The sequence below is a fragment of the Anaerovirgula multivorans genome, from assembly GCF_900188145.1.
GTDB classification, from domain to species: Bacteria; Bacillota; Clostridia; order Peptostreptococcales; family Natronincolaceae; genus Anaerovirgula; species Anaerovirgula multivorans.
The window spans coordinates 18,351-44,168 of the sequence record NZ_FZOJ01000031.1 but is presented as its reverse complement, the minus strand read 5'-3'; the positions used below and the strand labels follow the sequence as shown (position 1 = coordinate 44,168).

30 protein-coding genes and 1 pseudogene are annotated in these 25,818 nt (G+C 33.4%); 4 read left to right on the top strand and 27 right to left on the bottom strand.

Features of this window, described 5'->3' with window-relative positions; genetic code table 11:
* Window positions 1-6: 6 nt before the first annotated feature.
* The 15 genes from CHB72_RS20715 to CHB72_RS20645 all read right to left on the bottom strand — a co-directional run bounded on the left by CHB72_RS20715 (window position 7) and on the right by CHB72_RS20645 (window position 13,466).
* Window positions 7-1,449 (bottom strand): SLC13 family permease, encoded by a 1,443-nt coding sequence (locus CHB72_RS20715; RefSeq protein ID WP_089284786.1) that lies wholly within the window; start codon window positions 1,447-1,449, stop codon window positions 7-9.
* Between the two features lie 13 nt (window positions 1,450-1,462).
* Window positions 1,463-2,089 (bottom strand): hypothetical protein, encoded by a 627-nt coding sequence (locus CHB72_RS20710; protein WP_089284785.1) that lies wholly within the window; start codon window positions 2,087-2,089, stop codon window positions 1,463-1,465.
* Window positions 2,090-2,102: 13 nt separating this feature from the next.
* Window positions 2,103-2,228, bottom strand: coding sequence for a PLP-dependent transferase (locus tag CHB72_RS20705; RefSeq protein ID WP_089284784.1), 126 nt, complete (start codon window positions 2,226-2,228; stop codon window positions 2,103-2,105).
* The gene (locus CHB72_RS20700; RefSeq protein ID WP_089284783.1) at window positions 2,225-2,719 is read right to left on the bottom strand and encodes a PLP-dependent transferase; all 495 of its coding nucleotides are present in this window, start codon (window positions 2,717-2,719) and stop codon (window positions 2,225-2,227) included. Before CHB72_RS20700 ends, CHB72_RS20705 begins: the two co-directional genes overlap by 4 nt.
* Window positions 2,720-2,731: 12 nt before the next feature.
* Window positions 2,732-3,646, bottom strand: coding sequence for a cysteine synthase A (cysK, locus tag CHB72_RS20695; protein ID WP_089284782.1), 915 nt, complete (start codon window positions 3,644-3,646; stop codon window positions 2,732-2,734).
* Between the two features lie 14 nt (window positions 3,647-3,660).
* Entirely contained in the window at window positions 3,661-5,955 is a 2,295-nt protein-coding gene (locus CHB72_RS20690; protein WP_089284781.1) for a sulfurtransferase TusA family protein, read from the bottom strand.
* Between the two features lie 20 nt (window positions 5,956-5,975).
* Entirely contained in the window at window positions 5,976-6,386 is a 411-nt protein-coding gene (locus CHB72_RS20685; RefSeq protein WP_089284780.1) for a M67 family metallopeptidase, read from the bottom strand.
* 182 nt (window positions 6,387-6,568) lie between these two features.
* Window positions 6,569-7,393, bottom strand: a complete 825-nt coding sequence (locus CHB72_RS20680; RefSeq protein WP_334293337.1) for a HesA/MoeB/ThiF family protein — start codon at window positions 7,391-7,393, stop codon at window positions 6,569-6,571.
* Window positions 7,374-7,589, bottom strand: a complete 216-nt coding sequence (gene thiS, locus CHB72_RS20675; protein ID WP_089284778.1) for a sulfur carrier protein ThiS — start codon at window positions 7,587-7,589, stop codon at window positions 7,374-7,376. The genes CHB72_RS20680 and thiS overlap by 20 nt, the downstream gene beginning before the upstream one ends.
* A gap of 261 nt (window positions 7,590-7,850) precedes the next feature.
* On the bottom strand, window positions 7,851-9,542 hold the full coding sequence (gene ptsP, locus CHB72_RS20670) for a phosphoenolpyruvate--protein phosphotransferase (RefSeq protein WP_089284777.1): 1,692 nt from the start codon (window positions 9,540-9,542) through the stop codon (window positions 7,851-7,853).
* A 12-nt stretch (window positions 9,543-9,554) separates the two neighbouring features.
* Window positions 9,555-9,821, bottom strand: a complete 267-nt coding sequence (locus CHB72_RS20665; RefSeq protein ID WP_089284776.1) for an HPr family phosphocarrier protein — start codon at window positions 9,819-9,821, stop codon at window positions 9,555-9,557.
* Between the two features lie 97 nt (window positions 9,822-9,918).
* Window positions 9,919-11,286, bottom strand: coding sequence for a PTS fructose transporter subunit IIC (locus CHB72_RS20660; RefSeq protein WP_089284775.1), 1,368 nt, complete (start codon window positions 11,284-11,286; stop codon window positions 9,919-9,921).
* Window positions 11,287-11,307: 21 nt separating this feature from the next.
* Window positions 11,308-11,754, bottom strand: a complete 447-nt coding sequence (locus CHB72_RS20655; RefSeq protein ID WP_089284774.1) for a PTS sugar transporter subunit IIA — start codon at window positions 11,752-11,754, stop codon at window positions 11,308-11,310.
* Between the two features lie 13 nt (window positions 11,755-11,767).
* Window positions 11,768-12,697 carry a 1-phosphofructokinase gene (gene pfkB, locus CHB72_RS20650; protein ID WP_089284773.1) on the bottom strand — a complete coding sequence of 310 codons (930 nt, stop codon included), beginning with the start codon at window positions 12,695-12,697 and terminating at the stop codon, window positions 11,768-11,770.
* Between the two features lie 10 nt (window positions 12,698-12,707).
* Window positions 12,708-13,466, bottom strand: coding sequence for a DeoR/GlpR family DNA-binding transcription regulator (locus CHB72_RS20645; RefSeq protein WP_089284772.1), 759 nt, complete (start codon window positions 13,464-13,466; stop codon window positions 12,708-12,710).
* A 490-nt stretch (window positions 13,467-13,956) separates the two neighbouring features.
* On the opposite strand from CHB72_RS20645, the gene CHB72_RS20640 reads away from it, so the two are divergent.
* Window positions 13,957-14,643 (top strand): Crp/Fnr family transcriptional regulator, encoded by a 687-nt coding sequence (locus CHB72_RS20640; RefSeq protein WP_089284771.1) that lies wholly within the window; start codon window positions 13,957-13,959, stop codon window positions 14,641-14,643.
* Window positions 14,644-14,734: 91 nt separating this feature from the next.
* A complete protein-coding gene (locus tag CHB72_RS20635) occupies window positions 14,735-14,974 on the top strand; it encodes an MTH865 family protein (RefSeq protein ID WP_089284770.1) in 240 nt (79 codons plus the stop codon).
* A 180-nt stretch (window positions 14,975-15,154) separates the two neighbouring features.
* Here CHB72_RS20635 and CHB72_RS27530 read toward each other — a convergent pair.
* Both CHB72_RS27530 and CHB72_RS20625 read right to left on the bottom strand, forming a co-directional pair.
* A pseudogene (locus CHB72_RS27530) lies at window positions 15,155-15,310 on the bottom strand (helix-turn-helix domain-containing protein).
* A gap of 46 nt (window positions 15,311-15,356) precedes the next feature.
* Window positions 15,357-15,974, bottom strand: coding sequence for a DUF488 domain-containing protein (locus CHB72_RS20625; protein ID WP_089284769.1), 618 nt, complete (start codon window positions 15,972-15,974; stop codon window positions 15,357-15,359).
* Between the two features lie 259 nt (window positions 15,975-16,233).
* Here CHB72_RS20625 and CHB72_RS20620 point away from each other — a divergent pair, with 259 nt between their 5' ends.
* A complete protein-coding gene (locus CHB72_RS20620; RefSeq protein ID WP_089284768.1) occupies window positions 16,234-16,572 on the top strand; it encodes a MetQ/NlpA family ABC transporter substrate-binding protein in 339 nt (112 codons plus the stop codon).
* Here CHB72_RS20620 and CHB72_RS27130 read toward each other — a convergent pair.
* The 10 genes from CHB72_RS27130 to CHB72_RS20580 form a co-directional block, all read right to left on the bottom strand.
* A complete protein-coding gene (locus CHB72_RS27130) occupies window positions 16,536-16,757 on the bottom strand; it encodes a hypothetical protein (RefSeq protein ID WP_207652618.1) in 222 nt (73 codons plus the stop codon). The genes CHB72_RS20620 and CHB72_RS27130 overlap by 37 nt on opposite strands.
* Complete coding sequence (locus CHB72_RS27125; protein ID WP_207652617.1) at window positions 16,758-16,943, bottom strand: hypothetical protein; 186 nt, start codon at window positions 16,941-16,943, stop codon at window positions 16,758-16,760.
* 13 nt (window positions 16,944-16,956) lie between these two features.
* A complete protein-coding gene (locus tag CHB72_RS20610; protein WP_089284767.1) occupies window positions 16,957-17,415 on the bottom strand; it encodes an Lrp/AsnC family transcriptional regulator in 459 nt (152 codons plus the stop codon).
* A gap of 583 nt (window positions 17,416-17,998) precedes the next feature.
* Window positions 17,999-18,460 (bottom strand): GNAT family N-acetyltransferase, encoded by a 462-nt coding sequence (locus tag CHB72_RS20605; protein WP_089284766.1) that lies wholly within the window; start codon window positions 18,458-18,460, stop codon window positions 17,999-18,001.
* Window positions 18,461-18,500: 40 nt separating this feature from the next.
* The gene (locus tag CHB72_RS20600) at window positions 18,501-18,977 is read right to left on the bottom strand and encodes a MarR family winged helix-turn-helix transcriptional regulator (RefSeq protein WP_089284765.1); all 477 of its coding nucleotides are present in this window, start codon (window positions 18,975-18,977) and stop codon (window positions 18,501-18,503) included.
* A gap of 451 nt (window positions 18,978-19,428) precedes the next feature.
* Window positions 19,429-20,823 (bottom strand): SLC13 family permease, encoded by a 1,395-nt coding sequence (locus CHB72_RS20595; RefSeq protein WP_089284764.1) that lies wholly within the window; start codon window positions 20,821-20,823, stop codon window positions 19,429-19,431.
* Between the two features lie 90 nt (window positions 20,824-20,913).
* Complete coding sequence (locus CHB72_RS20590) at window positions 20,914-22,296, bottom strand: MFS transporter (protein WP_089284763.1); 1,383 nt, start codon at window positions 22,294-22,296, stop codon at window positions 20,914-20,916.
* Between the two features lie 121 nt (window positions 22,297-22,417).
* Window positions 22,418-23,056 (bottom strand): cobalamin B12-binding domain-containing protein, encoded by a 639-nt coding sequence (locus CHB72_RS20585; protein ID WP_089284762.1) that lies wholly within the window; start codon window positions 23,054-23,056, stop codon window positions 22,418-22,420.
* A 253-nt stretch (window positions 23,057-23,309) separates the two neighbouring features.
* Window positions 23,310-23,453, bottom strand: coding sequence for a hypothetical protein (locus tag CHB72_RS26800; protein ID WP_176431513.1), 144 nt, complete (start codon window positions 23,451-23,453; stop codon window positions 23,310-23,312).
* A gap of 12 nt (window positions 23,454-23,465) precedes the next feature.
* Window positions 23,466-24,626, bottom strand: a complete 1,161-nt coding sequence (locus CHB72_RS20580; protein ID WP_089284761.1) for a uroporphyrinogen decarboxylase family protein — start codon at window positions 24,624-24,626, stop codon at window positions 23,466-23,468.
* A gap of 195 nt (window positions 24,627-24,821) precedes the next feature.
* Between CHB72_RS20580 and CHB72_RS20575 the strand changes: the two genes are divergently transcribed.
* Window positions 24,822-25,496, top strand: a complete 675-nt coding sequence (locus CHB72_RS20575; RefSeq protein WP_089284760.1) for a TetR/AcrR family transcriptional regulator — start codon at window positions 24,822-24,824, stop codon at window positions 25,494-25,496.
* The last annotated feature ends 322 nt before the right edge of the window (window positions 25,497-25,818 follow it).

The window sequence follows — 25,818 nt, the reverse complement described above, 5'->3', positions numbered from 1 at the left end:
AACCTCCTAATAAACACCAATTATACGCCAGTAGGTTAAAGCAAACACAGTAACTATTGCTATAGATATAATATTTAAAGCAAACCCTATCTTCAGGGTATCACTGGATTTTATATATCCAGAAGAAAATGCTATCGCATTAGGTGGTGAACTCATAGGAAACATAAAAGCTAGCCCGGAGGGTAATGCCACTAAATATACCGCTAAAGTAGAGGGAAGGCCTAGAGCTGCTGTTGTTTTTATAACTACTGGAAGTAAGATTACCACAACCGCTGCATTGGAAACCCCCTCAGTAAGAAATACGCTTATAGAAAACACAACCAGTATAAATCCTAAGGTAGAAAAATTCATATTAGAAATATAGTTTTGGTTTATATACTCTAGCAATCCGGTTTCCTCTAAGGCTTTTCCTAGAGCAATTGCTCCACCGTACATAAGGATTGCGCCCCAATTTATTTCTTTTTTTGCATCTTCCCAATCTATGACATTGAGTACAAAGAACAAGGCTGCACTAATAAGGGCTACATTAGCAATTCCAAATCTTTTACTATGAAAAATCCACATATAAATTGTCCCTACTAGTATGATTAATGCTTTGATCTCTTTTAGATGAATTTTACTCATTCTTTCTCCGGTCTCTGAAAACAGTTCTTTTAAGATTTCTGTATCTCTTGTTGAGACACTTACTTGTTTTGCAAGATAAATAGAAACCATGATCATAATCAAATAGATAGGTGGTGCCACTGCTATCATCCATTCCAAAAATCCAATGCTTTCGCCAGTAGCTTCTTCCAGAATACCTATGGCAAGAGGGTTTCTTGCACCACCCAGAAAGGTCACAACACCACCTAACACACTGCCCCATGCCAATGCAAAAAACATGTATTTTCCTAATATAGAACTACTATCTAACTCTAACCTTTTACTTATGGACATTAGTATCGGAAAAAGCATTGCTGCTACCGCATGTGCTGGCATAACATGGGCTAAAAAAGCAGATAATAGAAAAATCGAAAGTGTTAACTTATGGGGCTTATCTCCAAACCTTGACAAAAAATAATATGCTATTCTTTTATTAAGCCCAGAAGTAGAAATTCCAGCGGATATAACAAATGCACCTATAATAAAAAACAACGCCTTATTACCAAAAAAAGAATATATTTTTTCATCTGGTAGGACATTGAAGGTGGCTAAAAGCCCCATAACCATAAGGCTTGTAATAGCAAGAGGAATGACGTTGGTTATCCATAGAAAGTTTGCAAATAAAAATATAACCAATGCCTGGTATGCTTGTATCGACATATCTTGAGGAATATTTCCATTTGAAATAAATATAAAAAATACAAAAAAGGAAAATAATAGTAAAATCGCATTCTTGTATTCTATTAAAAATAATGTGATTAATGGTCTTCTATCTATATAAAAATTGCTCTTTGCTGTGGTCTTCACTAGCACATCCCCCCTATAGCCCGCTGGAATTAAAGGATTCATCTATACTTTTGATCATGAGTTTTTGTCTTAAATTTAAGGTTTCTAAAAGCATTTTCATTTTTATTTTATCTGCTAGAGAATAACTGATCTGTTTCTTATCTAGCAAAGGTATTGATTTTATTAGGTTACGTGAAGTTTTGTTAAAATCCTCATGGGATTTAATGAAATTTACCAGGGTAGTATCATCTTCCAACAATACAGGTATAATCTTTAGTGATAGTAATTCTTCTATCATACCTTCATTGTTTTGTGTATTTGCAAAAACCCAGCCACGTGGAAATAATTCTGTGGCAAAAGCCATTATTTCAATGTCTTCTTTGGAGTAAGTATTTGGGTTCTTATCAAAATAGATACCATGCACCCCATAAGAAAAATATTCTTCTATATGTTGTTGATCGTTAGGTATATCTGATTTTAAAATCACAAAAATATCAAAATGCTTTTTTATTATTTCAACAATCTTTTTCCCTTCAGTATCCTTCACATTCTCTTGAAAAGATAAAATTGTATATTTTGTTTGATATTTTACAATCTCATCTTCAATAAAACTCAGTATAGATTCTATAGAAGTATCCTCTATTACATCTATTGGGTGCATAATCCCCCTCCTTCTAAAGGCTTTTTAATGCCTGCTCTATATCCTCCAAAATATCTTTAGGATCTTCTATCCCTACAGATATTCTGACTAAATCTTCATAAACCCCCATCTGTTCTTTTTCTTCTAATGTATTATTCACACTTCTTCTATATCTAGAACATCAAGCTTAGGATTACCTATTGTCTCAGCAAATACTACTTTCGTTTTTTCCGTAATCTCGTTACTTAAAGTTGATTCATCTAGTTTATCTAGAAACTTTACGTGAATATTATAGTCTCCAAGGTTTTTAAAAAGATTATAGGTTCCTCCAAACACCCCAGAAGAGCAGATCATCTCATCGTTAGGTTTAAGAATATTCATTACTGCAAGATATACTGCCGACATGCCAGAGGATGTGGCTACAGCTGCCATACCACCCTCAATAGCAGCTATTCTTTTCTCAAATGCTTCAACACTTGGATTGGCTATGCGGGTGTAAACATAACCAGTATCCCTCCCTGTAAAAATATTCTCAAGTTCTTTTGCTGATCTATGCACAAAAGCATTTGAATAATAGATGGGTACGTTGGTAGCTCCTGTTTGATGTTCTCCTCTCCAGTTGCCATGAATCAATTTTGTTTGAAATTCCATTTAATCACCTTCTCAATCATTAAATAATATGGTAGAAAGATAACGCTCCCCAGTATCTGAAATAATCGTTAGTACTTTTTTTCCTTTACCTAACTTCTTTGCTACCTGAAGAGCGGCATAAAGATTGGCCCCTGCGGAAATACCAGCCAAAATACCTTCTTTTTTACCAAGCTTTTTAGCCGTTTCAATTGCTGCTTTATTACTGACTTGTATTATTTCATCATATACATTTACATTTAAGGTTTTTGGTATGAATCCAGCTCCAATCCCTTGAATCATATGGGCTCCTGCTTCTCCACCAGATAATACAGCTGATTCCTCAGGTTCAACACCAATAACCCTTAACCCACTTAAACTTTCCTTAAGAATTTCTCCTACACCTGTTATGGTTCCGCCAGTACCTATCCCTGCCACAAATGCATGTAAATCCTCCCCAAAGTCCTTGAGTATTTCCTGAGAAGTTGTTTTTCTATGGGCATCTGGATTTGCAGGATTTTCAAATTGCTGTAGCATAAGATACCCCTTTTCTTCCACCAGTTCCATAGCTTTTTCAATAGCTCCCTTCATACCTAAAGGTGCTTTTGTCAAGATGATTTCTGCCCCGTAGGCTTTAAGCAGTTTTCTTCTTTCCAATGACATTGATTCTGGCATGGTAAGAATTAAATTATATCCTTTTGTGGCAGCTGTAAGTGCAAGACCTATACCAGTATTACCACTGGTTGGTTCTATGATGGTATCTCCTTGTTTTATAAGCCCTTTTTTTTCAGCATCTTCAATCATATTCAAGGCGATCCTATCTTTAACAGAGCCTCCAGGGTTAAACATTTCCAGTTTTAAATAAACCTCTGCAGCATCATCCTCTGCCATATTATTAAGTTTTATTGTAGGTGTATTCCCTATGGTTTGAAGAATGTTATCATAAAGCATTTCCTATATCCTCCCTACTTTTTCTTGACAATAAGTAGGTTATATCCCTCATACTTATCATCTGTTTTTATCATTTCATGTCCTTCTGCTTCAAGGCTTTTAGGTACATTTACTATAGGGTCTCCATTGTCTAAGTAAAACCCTATGGTTTCATTAGATGAAATTTTAGCTATTTCTATTTTTGCCTTCACGAAATTCATAGGACACTTTACACCCTTCAGATCCACTATATTTAAAGATGTATCGTTAGACGCTCCAAGTGTATTTTGAGACGCTTCAATTTCCTGCTCCTTAGCTAATGTGATTTCTAACTTTGGGTTTAGAGATTCATACATTTGGCTCACCCTATGAATGAGATGTTTTACCGCTTCATAATGGTTTTCTAGACTATCTATGTCACCAAGTTTATAGTCAAGAAGATCTTCTATAAGATTTTTTATATCTTTCTTCATATATCCTGTATCTACAAAATGACCAACAAATTCCTTGAAAATTAGTCTATCTTTGGTGGTATCAACACCTTTCAATATTAAAAGGGCTCTTGCCGCTGAGACACTGGCATCATATAGCTTAATAGACGCTTTTGTTTTTTCAAATTCACTGATATGAGCTTGAGCGTTTGAAATATCTAGTTTGATAACATCTAGTACACCTGCACTACATTCACCTGGTCCCCTCCCTTTAAGAGAGAACTTTTCCTCTGAACCGAAATCATAATATAGATTAGGATTTTCAATCTCAGATTCTATAGTAGAAAAACCTTCAATAAGCTTATCTATAGCCACTTTTTCTTTTTCCACAAATTCGGTAAAATCTATTAACCCAGATGCCTTTTTCAAGTTGGCCAATCTATATAAAAGTTCTGGTATCTTTTTAGCTGGAATCGTTCCATAATCAGTACCTAAAACAGCTTTATCTACACCAACAGCCCCTCCAAATAATACAACATACATAGGTACCAATCCGTCCTCAACTCTTCTAGCTCTACCATATAGTCCGATCTCTCCTTTTTGATGTTGACCACAAGAGTTTTGACAACCTGAAATAAAAATTCTTGGAAGTTGTTGTTTTATAGCTTCATCAACATCTGAAAATCTATTTTTTATAGCGGACAATAGATTTTGTGATAAACATAGACCTAACTTACAAGTGGCAGCACCAGCACATGCAACAGAATTATCAATATCAAATGTCGAAGTAAAGTTACCTATAATATCTAGTAGCCTTTTAGCATCCCTACCTAGTAAATCTCTCACAAAAAAGCCTTGGGTATTGGTTAACCTTATAGAAGGTTCATAGTCCAAACCACCTATGAAATTAATCACTTTATCCAGATTTTCAACCTCAAGATTCCCATTTTCAGCATGAACATATAGGGCGTAATATCCTTTGTTCTTTTGCTCAAATACCAGGGGATTAGAGTTTTCTTCAGGTTTACTTATCGGTTTAGTCGGAATTTCCTCCTTAAAAAAGACCTCTATACTTCTTTCTATTTTGATCTTTTGTAAAGTCTCTTGGTATCTAGTCCTAAATGCTTCTTCTCCTAACCGTTGCAATATATATCTTATACGGGCCTTATGCTTGTTGGTTCTATCCCCTTCATCTTCAAATAGTTCCTTCATGGCTTCAACATGATATAGCACTTCTGAAGCAGGAATAAAATCCTCTAGCTTTATAGAAACATTAGGACTTCCTCCTAATCCCCCAGCACCATATACTTCAAAACCCATTTCACCATTTTGTATTTTTGCAACAAATCCTAAATCAGCAATCGTTGCATTTCCTGTATCCTCTGGAGAATTTGAATAGGCAATTTTATATTTTCTAGGAAGATTGAGCATTGTAGGGTCCTTAAGGGCATGCTCCGTTGTGGCTAAAGCATAAGGCGTAACATCAAACACATCATCTTGAGACACTCCTGACAAGGGAGAACACCCCACATTCCTTGCAGTATTTCCTCCTGTACCCCTAGTAACAATGCCTGTTTCCAAAAGTCCTTCCATGATGTTGACGGTATCGTCTAACGTAACTTTGTGAAACTGAATGTCTTGTCTAGTTGTAAAGTGAACATATCCATGGGAATATTTTTTTGCCAATTCACTTATTTTTTTAAACTGTTCTAAACTAATTACCCCTGATGGAATTCTAGTTCTAATCATATAAGTATCATTGTCTCTTTGTTCATATATTCCCATAGAAACTCTATAGGGTTTAAACCTTTCTGCCTCAATCACACCTTTTTTCAAATCTTCCACTTTAGTTCTATAATTTTTTTCTTCTTCTATGACTTGCTGAGGTATTTTTATCATCACATTTTCCCCCTTATAAATTAGATAAATACCCATTTAAGCTTTTCTACTAATTCATTAGAAATTATTTTAAAAAAGTTAAGTACTGGTTCCTGGTCTTCTAAGGATAGTATTCCATAAAGTATATTAGCATCATATGCCAATCGTTTATCTTCCTCTGATGGTCTAGAGGACGTATAAGGATGAGAATGATAGTTTCCCACCAACATATGCCCATCTGTTCTCATCTGTTTTATAGCAGTAAATTGCTCTTTTGGATCCATTGAAAAATGCTCACTACTTTGATCAATATTGGTAAGTGGATATATATTTTTTATTAAAATTTCATCATCTGTTTTAATACCTGCCAATAGTCCACAACATTCCAATGGAAATTGATCTTTCGCTTGCTTTACCATTTTGTTATAATTTTCTTTCGATATTTTTACCATCACTAGTTATCACCTCTTTAGACTGTTTAAGTCATACTATATATGTTATATCCGCTACGCCACGGGGACGATTCCATCGTTTTCCCTTTGGTCCTCCGCTGCCTTCGCGACACACCACTGTCCATGACTCGGTTATTTTATGCCTGACTGTAATATACTTAGTGCTATTTATCTGCCTCTGCTTATATTCCACAAACAGGTGGTTTATAGTCTGTATCTATTAGTTCTTTAATTGTAGGATCGTTGCCACATACACTGCATTTTGCATTATGTTTTATTTTTATTTTTCTAAATTCCATCGTGATAGCATCGTAGGTTAGTAAATATCCAGCTAAATTTTCCCCAATCCCTAATATATATTTAATAGCTTCTGTAGCCTGAAGTGTACCAATAACGCCACCCATAACCCCCAATACTCCAGCTTGACTACAGGTGGGAACAGCTCCTTCTGGTGGTGCCTCTTTAAATATACATCTATAGCAAGGTGTATTATTGTCTGGAATATAAGTTGTCAGTTGTCCGTTAAATCTTATGATTCCAGCATGGGAAAAAGGCTTTTTAGCAAGAACGCAGGCATCATTTATTAAAAATTTAGCGGAAAAGTTATCAGTACCATCAATGATGAAATCATAGTCTTGGTCTTTAATGATGTCTAATATGTTTGAAGCATTTGCGAAGGTATCATAAGTAATTACATTGACATCCGGGTTCATTTCATTGATGGTTTCTTTACCTGATATTACCTTTAGCTTACCAACATCCTTGGTTTGATGTATAATCTGTCTTTGTAAATTAGATAAATCCACCTTATCAGCGTCCACCAATCCTATAGTACCGACACCTGCTGCTGCCAAAAATATAGTCGCTGGAGCACCAAGCCCCCCTGTTCCTATAACAAGGACCTTTGCATCCAATAGTTTTTGCTGCCCTTCAACACCTACTTCTGATAAAATAATATGTCTTGAATACCTTTCTATCTGTTGATCGTTAAAATCCAAAACCTCCACCTCCCATGAAGTATAATAACTCTATAACATCATTTTCTTTGATCAATGTCTTTTCAAAATCATCCCTATCTACAATCTCTCCATTTAATTCTACAGAAACCATTTCCGGCATCTGTACCTTCTGAGTTACTAAGAGTTCTAATATATTCACTTCTTTTTCCAGTTGTTTTTCTTCACCATTCATTTTAATTTTCATTCAGAAGCCCTCCCAAAATTTAATTCATACTATTCCTATATGAAATATAGGGATTATTTTTAACAAATTTATCATATTGTGACGGTGTTGTCAATATTTTAATGCGAAAATTTTTCGAAAATTTTCTAAAGCCGATACTTTTCCTCTTGATAAAATAAAAACTCTCTTCTAACAAGAATTAATAAATCAACTCAAGTTCGAAGGGAGTAAGGTCAAGGCATCCTTTAAGACGTTTCTATCTAGGCTGAAGGATACCTAATTTTATACATATTGCGTTATGAATTTTTCTATAGTATCAGCTGTAGCCATTTCTAAAACTTTATCTGCTATTTCTTTCATTTCTTCATAGGATAAACCTTGAATTTGTTTTCTTGCAGGAAGTATAGAACCAGCACTCATGCTAAATTCATCAAGTCCCATTCCTAATAATATAGGAATTAGTCGTGGATCTCCAGCTACTTCACCACACATTCCTACCCAAATCCCTGCTTCATGTCCATTCTTAATTACCATATTTATCAGCCTTAGAACAGCAGGATTAAAAGGATTGTATAAATATGAAATTTTTTCATTCATTCTATCTACAGCAGTTGTATATTGAATCAAATCATTGGTGCCTATGCTAAAGAAGTCTACTTCCTTCGCCAGCATGTCAGAGATAATAGCTGCAGCGGGAATTTCTATCATAATCCCTACTTCAATATGAGATGAATAGCCTATATTATCTTTCTCGAGATCCCTCTTTACTTCTTCTAATACTTCATTGGCTTGTCTAATTTCTTCTAAGGAAGAAATCATTGGATACATAATTTTTAGATTGCCATATATACTTGCTCTTAATAACGCTCTTAACTGGGTTTTAAAGATGTCTTTTTCTTCTAAACAAATTCTAATAGCTCGATATCCTAAAAAGGGATTCATTTCTCTTGGTAGATTCATATACGGCAACTCTTTATCTCCACCAATATCTAAGGTTCTAATAACTACAGGTCGTTCCCCCATAATTTCTAATACTTCTTTATAGGCTTGAAATTGTTCTTCTTCAGTAGGAAGACTTGTTCTATCCATATACAAAAACTCTGTTCGATATAATCCAATTCCTTCTGCTCCATTTTCATTAGATTTTTTAGCATCCTTTGGATTTCCTATATTTGCTCCTAATTCTACTCTTCTTCCATCCCTAGAAATAGTATCACTATTTACTAGTTTCCTTAACTCTTTTTTTTCAGCCATTTCTTTTTCTTTTCGCGCCTCATATTCAGCTATCATCGACTGATTTGGATTCACCATAACAATCCCTTCACTGCCATCAAATATGAGAAAATCTCCAGTTTTCACATTTTCTGTTATACTTCCTAAACCTACTATTGCAGGAATTTCCATAGATCTTGCCATGATAGCGCTATGAGAAGTTCTTCCTCCAATGTCCGTAATAAAACCGATTACTTTTTCCTTATCCATTTGTGCTGTATCAGATGGTGTAATATCATGGGCTACAATAATTACTGCTTCTTCTAGTTCTGCTAAATTTAACATCTCTTTCCCAAACAGATTCATCATCAATCTTTCTCCTACATCTCGAATATCAGCAGCCCTTTCCTTCATATATTCGTCCTCCATAGATTCAAAAATAGAAGCCAACATATTTAGTACATCCTCTAAAGCTGCTTCAACATTTAACTTTTCAGATGTAATTTTTTCTTCAACATTGCTGATCAATTCAGGATCTTCTAAAATCATCAAATGAGCGTTTAAAATATTTTTTTGTTCTTCATCTGACTTGTTTTGGATAGCTTCAACTTGTTGTTTTGATAACGCTAATGCCTTTTGTAGCTTACCTTTCTCATTTTCAAGATTTTCGATAGTATTACGTTGAATATTTAAAATTTCTTTTTCTAAAACAAATGCTTTTCCTATAGCAATTCCTGATGAGGCACCAATTCCTTTAAACATTTCTTCAACTCCCTACTCTTCACCAAAATTAAACTCAAACAGAGTGATTATTGCTGCTAAAGCTTCCTTTTCATCAGAACCATCAACTCTAATCTCTATCTCATCTCCTTTTTTAGCGGCCATAGCCATAACTCCTAAAATACTTTTAGCATTTCCTTCCCGATCATTTTTAACTATCGTAATATCACTTTGGTACTTACTAGCCTCTTTTACCAATAAAGTAGCTGGTCTTGCATGTAATCCTGCAACGTTTTTAACTGTAATTTTTTGACTAATCATGTTTTCTCTTCCCTTCTGATTAAATAAATTGTTGATTGCGTATGGATAAAAACAGAATAGAGAAGCTCCCTATTCTGTTTTTATAATTTTTTTAATATTACTCATTAACCTTCTTCTTTAATAATCCCGTAAGAAGTGCAGTTACTACAGTACCTACTATAATTGCTACTGCATATCCACCTAGGTTTCCTACAGCATTTGGTATCGGTAATACAAAGAGCCCTCCATGAGGTGCTCTTAATGTTGCTCCAAATACCATCGATAATGCACCCGCTACAGCAGATCCTGCTATAATTGAAGGTATTACTCTAACTGGGTCTGCAGCTGCAAATGGAATAGCACCTTCAGTAATAAACGCCAGACCCATGACCCAAGCTGCTTTACCTGCTTCAATCTCGCCCTTTGAAAACTTATTTTTATATAGGACTGTTGCTAAAGCTAGCCCTAAGGGTGGTGTCATACCTGCTGCCATGACTGCTGCTTGTGGCTCGAAAACGTTAGCACCTAAAAGACCTACCGCAAAGGTGTATGCTGTTTTATTAATCGGACCACCCATATCAAAGGCCATCATTGCACCTAATATAGCTCCTAATAATAATGCATTTGTACCGCTTAAGCCTTGAAGCCATGCTTTCATGACATCCATGATTCCTTTTACTGGTATACCTATTACATAAATCATTAATAATCCAACAAATAAAGATGATAATAACGGTAAAATCAATATAGGCTTTAGACCTTCAAGTCCCTTTGGTAATTTAATTGTCTTTTTCAAGAATTCAGCTGTATACCCTGCTATAAGCCCTGCAATTAATCCACCTATAAATCCCGCACCAATTTGAGAAGCAAGGGCACCACCAATTAATCCAGGTGCTAATCCAGGTCTGTCTGCAATTGAGTAGGCAATGTACCCTGCTAATATTGGTATCATTAGGCCAAAGGCTGCCCCCTCACCGATTTGCATTAAAGCAGCTGCCAAGGTTCCTTCCTCTTGAAATGCTTCTATACCAAATATAAAGGATAGGGCAATGATTAATCCTCCTGCTACTACCAATGGTAACATAAAAGACACTCCTGCCATTAAATGCTTAAAGGCACCAGTTCTTTCTTCACTTCTTTGTTTTTTTATATCCTCTACTTGCTTTGATAGATCCGGTTTCTTGGCTTCTAATTTTGTTGCTCGTTCAATTAGTCCTTCTGCATCCTTTATTGCTTCAGAAACTCCAACCTCTAAAATAGCTTTTCCTTCAAAACGTTCCTTTGAAATGGTTGCACCTGCTGCAATAATTACAGCATGAGCTTTTTGAATCTCCTCCATGGTCAGTTCATTCTCCACTCCAACAGAGCCCTGAGTTTCAACTTTAATATCAATACCCTTCTTCTTTGCGGCTTTTTCCAATGCTTCTGCTGCCATATAGGTATGGGCTATCCCTGTAGGACAAGAAGTTATTGCTACTAATTTCATATAAATCCCCCTTTTCTATAATTATTCATTAAATACTTCTATTACTCCCTCTTCACTTGTTGCTTCCATCAGCTTTGTACGTATCTCTTCGTGCATCAACTTTCTGGATAGCTGACCTAACACTTTTAAATGTTCGTTATCTGATCCCTCTGGAACTGCAATAAGAAAGAATATATAGCTAGGTTCATTATCCAAAGCTTCATAATCTATACCTTTTTTTGACTTGCCAAAGACAATTGATGGCTTTGTGACTACATCTGACTTTCCATGGGGTATAGCAATTCCCATCCCAATCCCGGTTGTTGACTGAGCCTCTCTATCCATTACTGTTTTGAAAAAACTATCTTTGTCTTTTACAATTCCCTCCTTTACTAGTGGACTAATTAACTCTTCTACTACCTCTTGCTTGCTTTTTGACTTTAAGTCTAAAATCATAAGGTTTGAATCTAGTACATCTCTTATTTCCATCATAACTCTCCTTTTATCTTAGTGTTTTAATCTCTACTTGTTCTTTGAATTCCTCTATCTCGTGAATCTGGTGCAAGGTAGTACCTTTGCTTACACTTAATGTCGCTGCTGCTACTGCTAGTTTGAAAGTTTCTTTTAACTGATAATTCTTCATGATACCATAGGAGAAAGCTCCTACCATTGAATCCCCTGCTCCTACTGTGCTCTTTACTTCTACTGGTATGACTTCTGCCTTTAATACTTGATTGTCACTAACCAATAACGCTCCTTTATCTCCCATCGACACCACTACAAAGTTAATACCTTTATTAATAAAGCTTTTACAGTAATAAATTACATCTTTCTCATCATTTATTTTAACTTTTAACGAGCTTTGTAATTCATGAATATTAGGTTTTATCATATATGGCTTAGCATCGATGCCTTGTAGTAATCGATCTCCTTCGGCGTCCAGTATTGTTTTACATCCTTGATTCCTAGCAATCTGAATCAAATCATTATATATTGTATTTGGCAGACCCTCTGGAATGCTTCCTGCAAAAACCATTACTTTGCTTATTTTCGCCCACTGCTTTATTTTGTAATACAGTTCTCTTAAATATACTTCTTCTATTCTTTTTCCTCTATCATTTATGTCAGTTATAATACCTGCTTCAGTATCTACAATTTTTATATTGGTTCTAGTCTCTTGATTAATCCATACAAAATCTGTTTGTATTCCCTCATCCTCGAGACATTGATTTATCCATTTTCCACTTTCGCCACCTACAAATCCAGTGGTTAAGGTATTTGCCCCTAAAGATTTTACCACTTTAGAGACATTGATTCCTTTTCCCCCCGCTTCTACTCTAGAATCTTGTATTCTGTTCACTACTCCCGGTTTAAAGCCATGAATCTCCAATGTTTTATCAACTGCGGGATTCAGCGTTACAGTTGTAATCATATTGTCCTCCTTAAGTGTAGATAATCTGTATATTTTTAGACTGATATTTCTCTAAGATATTTTGATCAATTTCTTCATCTGTAATGATGCCATCAATTTCATCTAGCCTAGCAATTCTTGCAAAGGATACTGTCCCAAACTTGCTATGATCAGCTACAATATATATTTCCTTCGCTGATTGAATCATAATGCTTTTTGTATGGGCTTCATCAACATTAGGTGTAGTACATCCATCCTCAATAGTAATGCCATTAGTACCAATAAAGGCCTTATCCACTCGCAAACTCTGGATAATCTTATCTGTTATGGGCCCTACAATCGAAACGATTTCCCTACGAGCATAACCTCCTGCTATTATTACTTCCACTTCTTTATTATTTAACAATTCTAATGCTATTAACATTGAGTTAGTTAGTACTGTAACATTTCTAGCCTGTATATTTTTTGCTATTTGAAGTGTAGTAGTTCCCGCATCTAAAATAACAGTATCATTATCCTCTATAAAGGCGGCAGCTTTTTTGCCAATTTCAATTTTCTCCTCTATATTCGTCAGTTCTTTTTCGTTCATGGTAGGCTCAAAACTTGTATTCTCCAGTTTCACTGCTCCTCCATGAGTTCTTTTTAGTAATCCCTCCTGTTCTAAATCCTGTAAGTCTCTTCGTATAGTAGATTCCGATACCTGTAGCGCCTCCGTCAAATCATTTACTTGAATCCTATAACTTGTATTTAGTATTTCTAGTATTTTTGCTTTTCGTTCCTCCGCAAACATTTTCATCCCTCCCTAAAATGATTATTTGGGAATAGTTTTATATGCTTTTGTATGATTATCTTTGAATGTTTTTGATCGTATTTGATTATTTATGATTATATCATTAGTAGAATCTTATGTCAATTGATTGAATTTGATTTTTTCCCAATTATTTATGCATCAAATCTTTTAATATTATGGGTAACCAACTACAGAACTTAAGCAGATGACTGAAATCTATGATTTCATGTCAGTCGCTTATACAAGGTGAAATTTTGATATACTAAGGGCTACATTTGCAGCCCTTAGTTTTGGGCGAAACTGTAGACCGTGTATATCAAAATTAAAGTTTAAAATTGGTTATCTATAGTAATTTCTAAAAATATAGATTTAATGTGAAATTTGAATATAAAGAAGAAGGACTTTAATACATTTGAAAAAATAGTATAAGTAAAATATAATTGAATATGAGCATACGTACTAATTATTTTAAAAAGGGGTAGAAAAGAATATGAAAAAAAGTATAAAATGCATGAAAGACATGGATTTGTTTCAAGCCCTTGATGATATAGAAAAGCAAAAGATTGTAAAACTTGCACAAGGAAGAAGCTACTTAAAAGGTGAGATAGTATTCTCTGAAGGTGAAAAATCTGATACTATATATCTCATACGTTCAGGACGTATACTTCTTTTTAAAGTTTCTGAAGAGGGCAAGAAAATTATCCTTGATATTCTCGAGGAAGGTGATATCATTGGAGAAAATACAATTTTTGATGATATGTGTCATACTTTCAGTGCTAAAGCTATAGAAGATGCTTTTGTTTGTAGGTGCTTTAAAAGTGATTTTTCCAAGCTTCTTATAAACCCTGATATTTCAATTAAAATCATCAAATCACTAACAGATAAGCTTAATAACTATACTGATACAATGGCTAATATGGCTTTTTGTGATGTGAAAAACAGAGTTTTAAATACGCTTATACGTTTGGGAAGAAAATATGGAAGCATTACGCCAGAAGGTATCAAACTCGACATATACTTAAGTCATGAGGATATTGCACATCTTATAAATGCTTCAAGGGTAATGGTAACCAATACTATAAAGGCATTGAGGAAGGAAGGTAAAATCTTTGTTTCTAAAAGGCATTATATTATTAAAGATGAATCCTTGATTAAAGGTAAGATTAGAAATTTGTAAAAAATTTATTATTTTTGTAAAATACTTTACAGAAACAAAAATTTAGATATGTTAATATGTACATAAATAAATTGAAAGGAAGTGAATATTTATGGATGTACGTGAAACTATTAAATCTCAAATTATTGGAGCATTAAAAAATGCTGATTTTCCAATCAGCTCTCCTGATGAACTGCTGGCAGCATTTCCATTGGGTGCAGATACAACATGTCAGGCAGGTGACCTAAAAGTCACAGCTGGTGACGCTGGTAAACTACTTAAAGCAGATGATTTCCCATTTAAAACTGCAGAAGATGTAGGAGAAACGATTGTAAGCCGTGCGGGGCTTTAGAGAGTTAAAAAATCAAACCTTAAGAGGTTTGATTTTTTTGCCAATTTACCTACTACGGACTCAGGCGACTCTTTTGAATCGAACCTTTCCTGCCGGTCGCCTCTTTAACAGATGATAAGGCATACCAACACCAAGTTCATTTTCATCCCATTTTACAGCAAATCTAGTATTGGCACATAATCATGAAATATTTAAGTCATTTGATTCATAAGGCGTAGCAGTACATTCAGTCTCAAGCATTTGATTGTAGATAAACCGTCCACATCCAAAAGTCTTCTTGATGGGTTCTTTTTATTCTTTATTAGGATATATTCGATATTTATAGGCTTTGTTCATATCTTTTCGCCTTGGCTTTCGATATATCGTTTTAAACTTCTAACAATTAACCTTTAATTCTCTCAACTCTATACCCAATCTCTTTATTTCTTTTTCTATAGCACTCTCTAATCAGATCTTCTTCTGATGAATCTGTTCCCATATAACTATCGAAGGTTACCTGATTTCCTTCACCATAGTACTTTTTTAAAAGCCTTTTTTCCATTTCTTTTTGAGATGCTAGTGTATAATCATCTAATATGTGTTTTACATTAAATCCTTGTTCCCTCAATTCCCTTCCCAACAAAATGCATCTGTGACAGTTCATTGGATCTTGCTTTGCTCCCATTAAGGCAATTCTAAATCCCTTATTACAACCAACTTTTAAACGCTCTATCCCTTTTAAGAAATCTTTGTCATATATGACTTTTTCAAAGTCCGCATATCCTTCTCCCGTATATAGACTTTTATCTACTCTTTGGACTGCAAATTCCTTTCCCATATAAATATATATGTATCCATTGTCAGTAAGTATTTGGGAAATAGTTTCTTTATTGTATTGGACATTATACTTAGAATAGGGTGTTCCTCTAATGTCCACTATACAATTTATATTGTATAGTTTTAGCATATCTAGCAGCCTATCTATCGAATAATTTGAATGTCCTATCGTAAATATATCCATACTTCCCTCCTACCTTTTCTATCTACCATCCTACTTCTATTTTAACATTATTTGGGCCACATAAGCTAAATTTATTCTTATAGTATTTTGGTATTAAATATATATTATTTACAAAGCTTCTATTCTTTTTTAATGGTGCTCAAAAGCATATTCGTTTTTATAATAAAAAAAATAACATTAAAAATATTAACTTTCATTATGATTTTAGGATTATTTTTAACTGCTTGTACAAAAGCAGAAGATGTACAGATTTTAAGAGTTGCTGCTACTCCAGTCCCCCCACGTCGATTTATTAGAATTTGCAAGACCGAAATTAGCTGAACATGGTATTAAACTTGAAATTGTTGAATTCTCTGATTTTGTAACACCTAACCTTTCTTTGGGTGAAGGCAGTACTGATGCCAATTTGTTTCAACATTTACCCTACATGGAGAACTTCGCTAATGAACATAATATTGATTTAGTAGCGTTGGGAAGAGTAAACCTAAACCCAATGGGATTGTATTCTAATGAAATTGAAAGTTTGGCAGATATTAAACAAGGATCTACAGTATCTTTAACCTATGCTTCAAGACCTAATATTTTACCAAATAATTGAGATGCTATTATAAAACAAACAAAAGCACATAGTTCTGATAATTCTGCATCTGAAAATTTTTCTTTCATTATATTTATAGTTTGATCATCTATTTCATGTGGGTCTTCTGCTACCAGCAGAGCGAAGTTTACAGCCAAAGACTCCCTTACATCTTCATAGGTGTCTTTAGGTTCCCCTTTGGACATTCAGTAGCTACATTGATTTTTGTAAGCTAAGCTTCTTCTAATTTGTTCTTTTAATTCACTATTCAATTTACCCTGTTGGGATAATGTTTCAGCAAGTTCTTCCCAATTAGCTAATATTAGTTTATTATGTCCTAATAGTTTCTGAAATGGAGTCGTCCCTATCTTAGAAAATTCAATTCTTGACATAGTATATTACCTCCTAAATATAGTCTTCTTTTACTCCACATTCTATTATTGTTGATAAAAGAAAATTAGTGGTCGTTTCTTTTATTCCTTTTATTTTCCATAGTTCATCAATAAATTTTGTTACGTTTATGGTACTATTGCTTCTAATCTTTAACATCATGCACCATTCGCCAGATAATCTATATATGTGTTCAATAAATACATCTGTTAGATGAATATTACCAACTTCTTCTACAAATAAATTAAAACTTGATGAATTTATTTTCACATAAATTAAACACTGTATATCGTAACCAAGTTTGTTCCAGTTTATTAGGGTTGTATATTTCTTTATTATTTCTTTTTCTTCCAACTTTTTTATTCTTTGGTGAACAGCTGGTCTAGATAAGCATAGCTTTTCTGCAATTTGTTTATGGGTTTGTCTACCGTCCTGTAGAAGTATTTTTATTATCTCTTTATCTAAACTATCCATGTTATCCCTCCCTAATCAATATGTTATCACTAACTTGACTATTTGTAACTATTATTCATTAATTTCAATCAATTAGTTATAATAATCGCATTTTAAATTAACTATTGCTATATTGATCTTTAATTATTACCTAAAATAGATTGTAGTGCTTACCATAGGTAATATAAAATTATACAACAATAAATTACCACAAATTAATACATAGGATCATAAATTCTACAACTCTATGTATAGTACAGTCTTGCTATGTTATCCTTTGATAGGTAAGTCTAAATGAGTAATATATACCATGATCCTTATATATATTACTCATCTAAGAAAACCTCAGTCAAAGTAGCTCTCTTTTCCTTATTTATATTATTTTCATCAATCATTTAGTCTCGGTTTATTCATTTAAATAATAAAAAAACAGAGTAGGTAGTATCTTATATTACTTACCTTACTCTGAAAGTTTATATCTATTTAACGTTATGGCAAGATTATGCTTTTACAGTACGGTCAATGATTTAATTGGTGGAGGCGTGGTGGATGAAATCCACGACATCAGTGAGATAAAATACCCTTTGCCGATGTCCCTTTAGTTTTATAAATATAATTCCATTTTTAAGTCAGATTCTATGTATTTGTTGTTAATAATCGGCACTTCAATAAAATTAAATTTTTTGTAGAGTGCTATTGCTGAATTTAGTTTATGATTTGTATAAAGGATTATTTTCCTAGTGTTCTTTTGCCTAGAAACATATAAGCAATGTTCCATTAACTTTTTTCCTATTCCTAAACCTTGATATTTTTCTGTTACTGCAAGCTTTGCTATTTCAAATGTAGTATCATTCACCCTTATCAGTGATACAGTCCCTACTATTTCCTCACCATATTTAGCTAAGAAAACACTTCCACCTTTATCTATAATTACTTCTTTAGGATTACTTAGAATTCTTTCATCTTCAGGTTCTACTGAAACATACTTCTCGAGCCATTCATAAGAAAGTCTCTTAAAATCATTATGGTATTTTTCTTCAAACTCGATTAATTCTATCGTATTCACGTATAAACACTCCTTTCAAACTTCAAATAAGAATAAACTTCTATAAGTTAATATTTCGTTCACTCAAGTACTTTCTTTTACCGCCTTTTTTGACTATTTCCCAATCAGTTTCAATATTTTTTCTTATTTTATAAAGCAATTTTAAAATAGTCTCTTGCTCTTCTTGGGTAAGCCCATTAAGAGCCATCTTGTTGGAGTATTCCTCCTCTCTTTTTAAAAATGGATAAAGCCTCTTTCCTTTTTCTGTTGGATAAAGCTTTAATATTTTCTTATTATCACAATCAATCAATTTTTCAATTAATCCACTGGATACGAGATTTTTTATTGAACGCGATGCAGTAGTTCTATCTACTTTTAACATTTCTGCAATTCTTTCTTGAATTATTCCTGGGTTTTCACATATCCTCACAAGATATAAATATTGCCCTCTAGCAAGTTTAAACTCTTTGAATTCAATATTGCTTATAGATTCAAAACATCTTGCAATCATGCCAACTTCTCTCAAAATTTCTTTCACTCCATCACCCCATTTTAAAATATTAAACATTGAATTTTATTGCATTTACAACAATATTATACGTTAATATTGTTGTAAATGCAATATTTTTTGAGTTGTCTAGACTATTGAATAATTATATTATTTTTTTCTATACAAAAATTTAAGGTAGTCTTAAGCTTTCGTTAAAAATGATTTTGAATTATCCTCTAAGGAATTTTGAGATTAATAGACAGTCATAAGTCAAGGTCGACAATAGTCTATATAATACATCTTGTTTGATGATGTTCACATGTGAATACTATTTATGATAAACTTCTTAGCAGTCATACTAAACTTTGAGCATAAACAAAAGACCGTATCAAGTCAATTGACTCAATACGGTCGAGGGTTTCACTGGTGGAGGCGAGGCGTAGCAGGTAAAATCCACAACATCAGTGGGACAAATCACATGCCCCCCTCGTCCCTACATTTATAATATTCCCAAGATGGATAAAGCTATAGGAAGCCAGATTGTTACTATCATAACCATACATACTTGTATTAAACCTGTAGATCTGGACATTTCACTTATCTTGTAATACCCTGTCATATAGGTTAAAAGGGGCACAGTATCCAGTGGAAGTAAATAACAGTTGGCCACACATAGTCCTAATGTCATAATCATCAAAACTGGGCTGATATTAGCGGCTCCTGCTAAATCAATGAGGGGAGCTACTAACATAGATATTAATGCAGGTGCTACAGGAACAAATATTAGCATAAAAAATACTGCCACACCTACAACAAAAACCATCCCATATATAGGGAAATGAATAGTATCAGGAAATATTGTAGCTGCAATCCAATTGCTCACCCCATTAGCAACCAAAGAATTCCCAATTGATATGATTGTACCTACTAAAAAGAAAGCTGCCCAACTGACACTATCTAAAAATTCTTGCCATGTTAATATGGAAATCTTAGGTAGGAAAAGAAAAGAGAAACCAACTATCGCTACTAATGTTATATTGAAGGCTGGTATCCAAGAGCTTAGAACCCATAATGCAAACATAATGCTCACTAAAGACAATACATATCTTTCGCTGAAATTTAGTCTAGATGGTACATACAGTGTTTCTATGTATTTACGAATATCTTCCGAAGATAATTCTACTGGAGGATATACCTTAATAATAATAAGCCAAGCCAAAGGGAGCATAATAGTGACTATTGGTATCCCACAAACCATCCACTGTACAAAAGTGATTTTTATACCAGTTAATTGTTCCAATAAATTTATGCTCATTAAATTTAATGATGAACCAGCAGGTGTGATCATTCCACCTATCATGCTTGCAACTGGTAATCCAATCATAAATGATTTTCCTGTACTCTTTCTTTCTGATTCATCCTTGTAAATATTCAAGAACTGAAGAGTAATGGTGATAAATATCGCTGTAGTTGCTACATTAGACACAATAGATGATATCAAAGCAGCACAAATCATAATGGACAACAAAATCATTTTGACATCTTTCCCAAAAAAGGACATGATTTTCACCAGCAGACGCTTAGATAATGGAACTTTTGTTATGGCGGCAGAAATCCCAAAGGATACTAAGACAAAGAAAACAATAGGATTCGTATAACCATTTAGCGCTTCAGGAATGCCAGATACAGCCTTAAAAAGAACCAATAACCCAATACCAAGTATACAGGTCACCCCTATAGGTATGGGTTCTGTTATTAATAATATCAATATAGCAATAAGAATCCCTAAGGTATTTCTCCCTGCTTCAGTTAATATATTACCAGTTGGAATAAAGTTCATACCAATTAAAATAGTAATTGCTAACAGTAAACCAATCACTTGTACTTTTTTCATATAGGCCCCTCCATCAATATAATAGAAGGCGCATATAAACATATAGTATTTTATTGCACCTTCATCATTATTTTAATATACAAGTTTTCATTATTTACGAGCAGCAATTTCTTCTTGCATCTTCTTTAAACTTTCTGGTGTGATTTTATACAGCATCACGATAATTACTAATCCTACACCAATAAATATAGCAGGAACTAATGCAATACCATTTTTAATTCCTTGTATCAACTCAGGTGTTGCTGTCATATCTGCAACATAACCGGCAGAAGTTAATACAGCTGTTATTACTATACTTCTTACAAAAATTGCCGTTTTTATGGGAAAACTAATTAAAGACATGATAAATCCACGGGCATTTTTTCCAGTCTTCCATTCACCATAGTCTACAGTAGCAGAATACATGGCTACTCCTAAAGCATCAGGCATCCCATAACCTAAATATGCTACAAACATGATGATCATGAATGACAAGTAATTCATTGGTAATACCCAAACAGCTATTAATCCGATGATAAACAAAGCTAGAGATAAAATGTATGTATTTCTTTCACCAAATTTTTTAGCGAGAGGTGCCGTAAGCATAGCTCCAAAGAAACAGACTACATTCAATCCTGTCATAAATATTGTTATCATTGCTATATTTTCAACAACATATTTAAAGTAATAAAATGCTAACCCAAAAATTACGAATCTTCCCAGGTACCTTCCTAACTCAGCCAACATAAGTCCAATCAATGGTGGATTGACAACAATTTGCTTTAACATTTCACCAATAGACATTTTCTCTTCTTCTTTAACTGATTTCTTAGTCTCTCCATGATGTGCATAATCTTTTGTTATAGCAAACAAAGACAAGTTACAAAGAATCATAATAATTCCTGTAAATACTACTGTAAGAGTAAAGCCAATAGCTTGATTACCCAAACGCGCTCCTATAATAGTAGCCATTTTAAAACCAATCAGTGAGAATCCAATTGCTCCTAATGCATTAAACATACCTCGATTTGATGCCATAGATATTCTTTCTTCTCTTATGGTAGTCATAGAATTATTCATAGCAATATGTGCTGCATAATAAATATTCCAAATCAAGTGACTGACAATAAAACCAACCATGATGATAATTGCATTAACATTTTCCGGACCTATTTTTATAAATTGAAAAATGAAAAATAATACAGCAAAGGGAGGCCCTACCAATAACCATGATCGATACTTACCACCAAATTTCAAGTTACTCTTTTCTAATATAACTCCTGCAGTGGGTACCCATATAATGTCAAAAATACTTGTAACCATCAAAATTGTTCCAGCTAAGGCTACAGGAATCATTGCAAAATCTGTTAAAAACGCAGCAAAATAGAACACTTCCATGTTTACAAATAATTGAAAACCAAAGGATGGTAACCCATAGAGATTGATGATGGATTTTCTTAAAGATTTGCTTGAAGACTTACTTATATTTTCCATAATATCCCCCTTTAAATATTTATTTACATCATACATGTTATAGTTTTTAATTTTTGTAATAATCTGAATTTTTTTTATAACACTGTGCTTAAAGCTATAAAAGTATTAGCTGAAAACAGTATTATCCAACCCAACTTTGGCACATTTTAACTCCTTCAGCTGCGTTTGTAGTATACGCATCTCCTCCGATATACTTACAAGCTTCTTTTGTCACTGGATTACCACCCATGATAACTTTTACATCATCCCTTAAGCCCGCTTCCTTTAAGCCATCAACAGTATCCTTCATAGCCTCTAAGGCCAATGTCAAAACACCACTCATACCAACAATGTCTGGTTGTACTTCCTTTACTTTATTTACAAAAGCACTTACTGGTTGATCTATACCTATATCATATACTTCAAATCCAGCAGCAACCGCCATACTCTTAAATATATTTTTCCCGATATCATGTAAATCTCCATGAACAGTACCTATAACAATTTTTCCTTTTTTGATAGAGTCACAATTTCTTAAAGCTGGTTTTAATATATCAATCGCTTCAGCAAGTAATTCTCCCGAGAAAATTAAATCTCCAACAAAATAATCTCCTTTTTCAAAAATATCTCCTACCATAACCATTCCTTTATGACATGTATTGATTACTTCTTGGACTTCCTTATCTGTTGGATTCGTACTTATAAATTTATCAAGTATTTTCATTACTTTTTTTTCTTCTAATTCCCCTACTGCTTTCGTTAAATGATCCCACTTAGACATATCACGATTTCCCCCTTATGATTTTATAAGTATTTAATATAAAATTTTTTTGTTAAATACCTAAGTTTTCTGCAAATAACTAAGCTGTATAATAGAAAATCATAGAAATTCAGATGAAAACTTTGCAATTTAATATTTCCTCAAACTTTATTCAATAGCTTAGCATCACTTATCTATCATTAGAGAAATGATGACCTTAGCGACGATTGGCTATTGAATAAAGCAACTATTCATTTTCTCTGAAAAGTGAATTCTATAGAAAGAGTGCGAATATAAATTTGTACATAAGCTCTTCATAATTCTGTATCTTGTCAGCCTTTAAACCCTCATCACTGACGATAGGATTCTCTTCCTTATACTCTTCCCACGTTTGATAATATTCTGATTTTATATTCATCTTTTTCCCTCCTTAATAGATTGCGTGATCTCTAACATACTCGGTTACTGCAATTAAGTTATCTATATTGACATCATCCATACTTAAAGCAGACTTATCAAATTCAAACATATATCCTCCACCGGGTGCTAGGATATCTATTAGTTCCTTAGCTTTGTCAATACATTCCTCTTTCGTAGCAGTTTTAAGCAATGTTAATGGATATAATCCTGATATAATATGTTTTCCCTGAAGTTTTTCCTTAATGATTTTAGGATCACCATATTCAAATCTCATCCGAATCCTACCAGGAAGGTCCGCAAGGTAATCAATAAATCGCATCCAGTCATGCTCTACAAATAAATCTACACCTTGACCAGCTTCAACCATGGCTTCAACAACTTTTTTGAAGGTTGGCCAATAGAATTTTTCAAACTGTTTATTATTTAAGTAAGGTGCCATATGTAATGGTATAAATCCTTTCTTTAAAATAGATGGATTTGGATTCATATGTACTAATAATTTAATCATGTGTGGAGTAATAGCTTCACAGGCTTCTACAACTTTATCAGGCATTCTCCTCACGTCCATATTAATTCCTGAAAAGGAACGTAAAAAGTCAGCCAAAAAGTCAAAGGGTGCCTCTCCGAAACCATGAGTAACTATGGTGGCATAACCGTACTTTTCAACTATTTTGCCTATTGTCGCACCATAGAAAACGTTTTCATCATTATATGCTTTAAATGCTTTCCCTAAAGTAAGAGCTTTTTGCCCTGAAGATACGTCTAATGCCTTATATAACCTTGGCAATAATTTATCCACCATCATTTTATAAGGATCTTGAATAAATTCATCATATTCTGATGGTTCTAAGCATGCAATCTCAGGATGCTGCATTTGTCCCGAACTAGACATAATAATGGCTTTAGCTCCCAGCATTTGATAATGCATGGGGTTTCGAAGAGTCATTGCTACAGGTGCTAAATCTCCATAGAGTCTTGAACAAGCTTTATCATATACATCATAAACAATACTATTATCCCATTGTGCTTGTTTTAAATCATGACCTGCCAATTGTATAGCTGCTTCCCAACCTATATTGTACATAATAGGTACTCTTTTAGGTATTCTCCCTTCATATAAATCTGTAAATAGCTGTTGTCTGTCCTTTTGGAGTTGTTTGATATCTGCCATGTATTTTCCCCCTTCTTAATTAATTGTAAAGGCTTGTGCAAAGCACATCTTTTACATGATGATTAAAACCATTTCTAAATATTATATATATATAAATTTATATCTATATAATATTACATTTTTTCCCTTAATGCAATGTTTTTTGTTATAAGCAAGAAAAATGTGTTATACTTTTTTAAGTAAGGAGGTTTTTAAATGGCACAGTATAGAAAAGGAATGGATACAAAACATAAAATTTTATTTGTTTCAAAAAAATTATTTGTAGAAGATGGATATATCAATACTTCCTGTAAAAGAATTTGCGAAGAAGCTGATGTGAATTTAGGATTAATTCATTATCATTATAAAAGCAAAAAAAATATTGCTTCCATTATTTATACTTATTTTCTTATTGAAGTGAAAGATTTCGTGAAGAGAATAATGAGTGAAAAATTTCATAATTATGAATTAAAATATGCAACAGCTGTTGAAAACTGGATTTTTATTAATTTACTTTTAAGTGATGAACGCTATAAAAGATTCTATTATGAAATATGCAAAGAAAATTTTTTAATAGATGAGAATACAAAGGTTATCGAATTTTTTTATAAGCTACACGTCAATACTTATAATTTAAATATTACTCCAAATGAAGTGAAATTGATTCGTGTTGCAAATGCAGCACTTACCATGGGGCTAGTGGTGAAATATGTGGAGAATTATTTTGATATGACACTGGATGAACTATGTGAATATAAAATACGGAATATGTATCGTTTTATGAAATTAAGAGAAGATCAAATAGATGATATCATCGATGTTTCATATAATACCTATAAAAAAATTGATGTGAAATTAACAGATTACTTTAAATTAACTGAGGAAATTTAAAGTTGAAAACTCTCAGTATTTATCAATCAGAACATGAAACAGTCCATAACACTGTAGCCTACAATTATCAAAATTGATATTTATAGGCTACAATAAAAAAGAGTGCGCAATTAAAGCTATCTCATTATAGTACAATCATTATTGATGAGTCCATTTACATACACGAAGCATTTAAAAGATAATGATCTGTTTCCTGTGTAGAAGAATTATTTATATTACTTGGTGGGGTCAATGCTTGACTAAACAAACCCACGATTTTAAATTCAAAATAGGGACAAACAACCTGTTCCCTCGTCTTCATTGGTACAATGAACCTATCCCC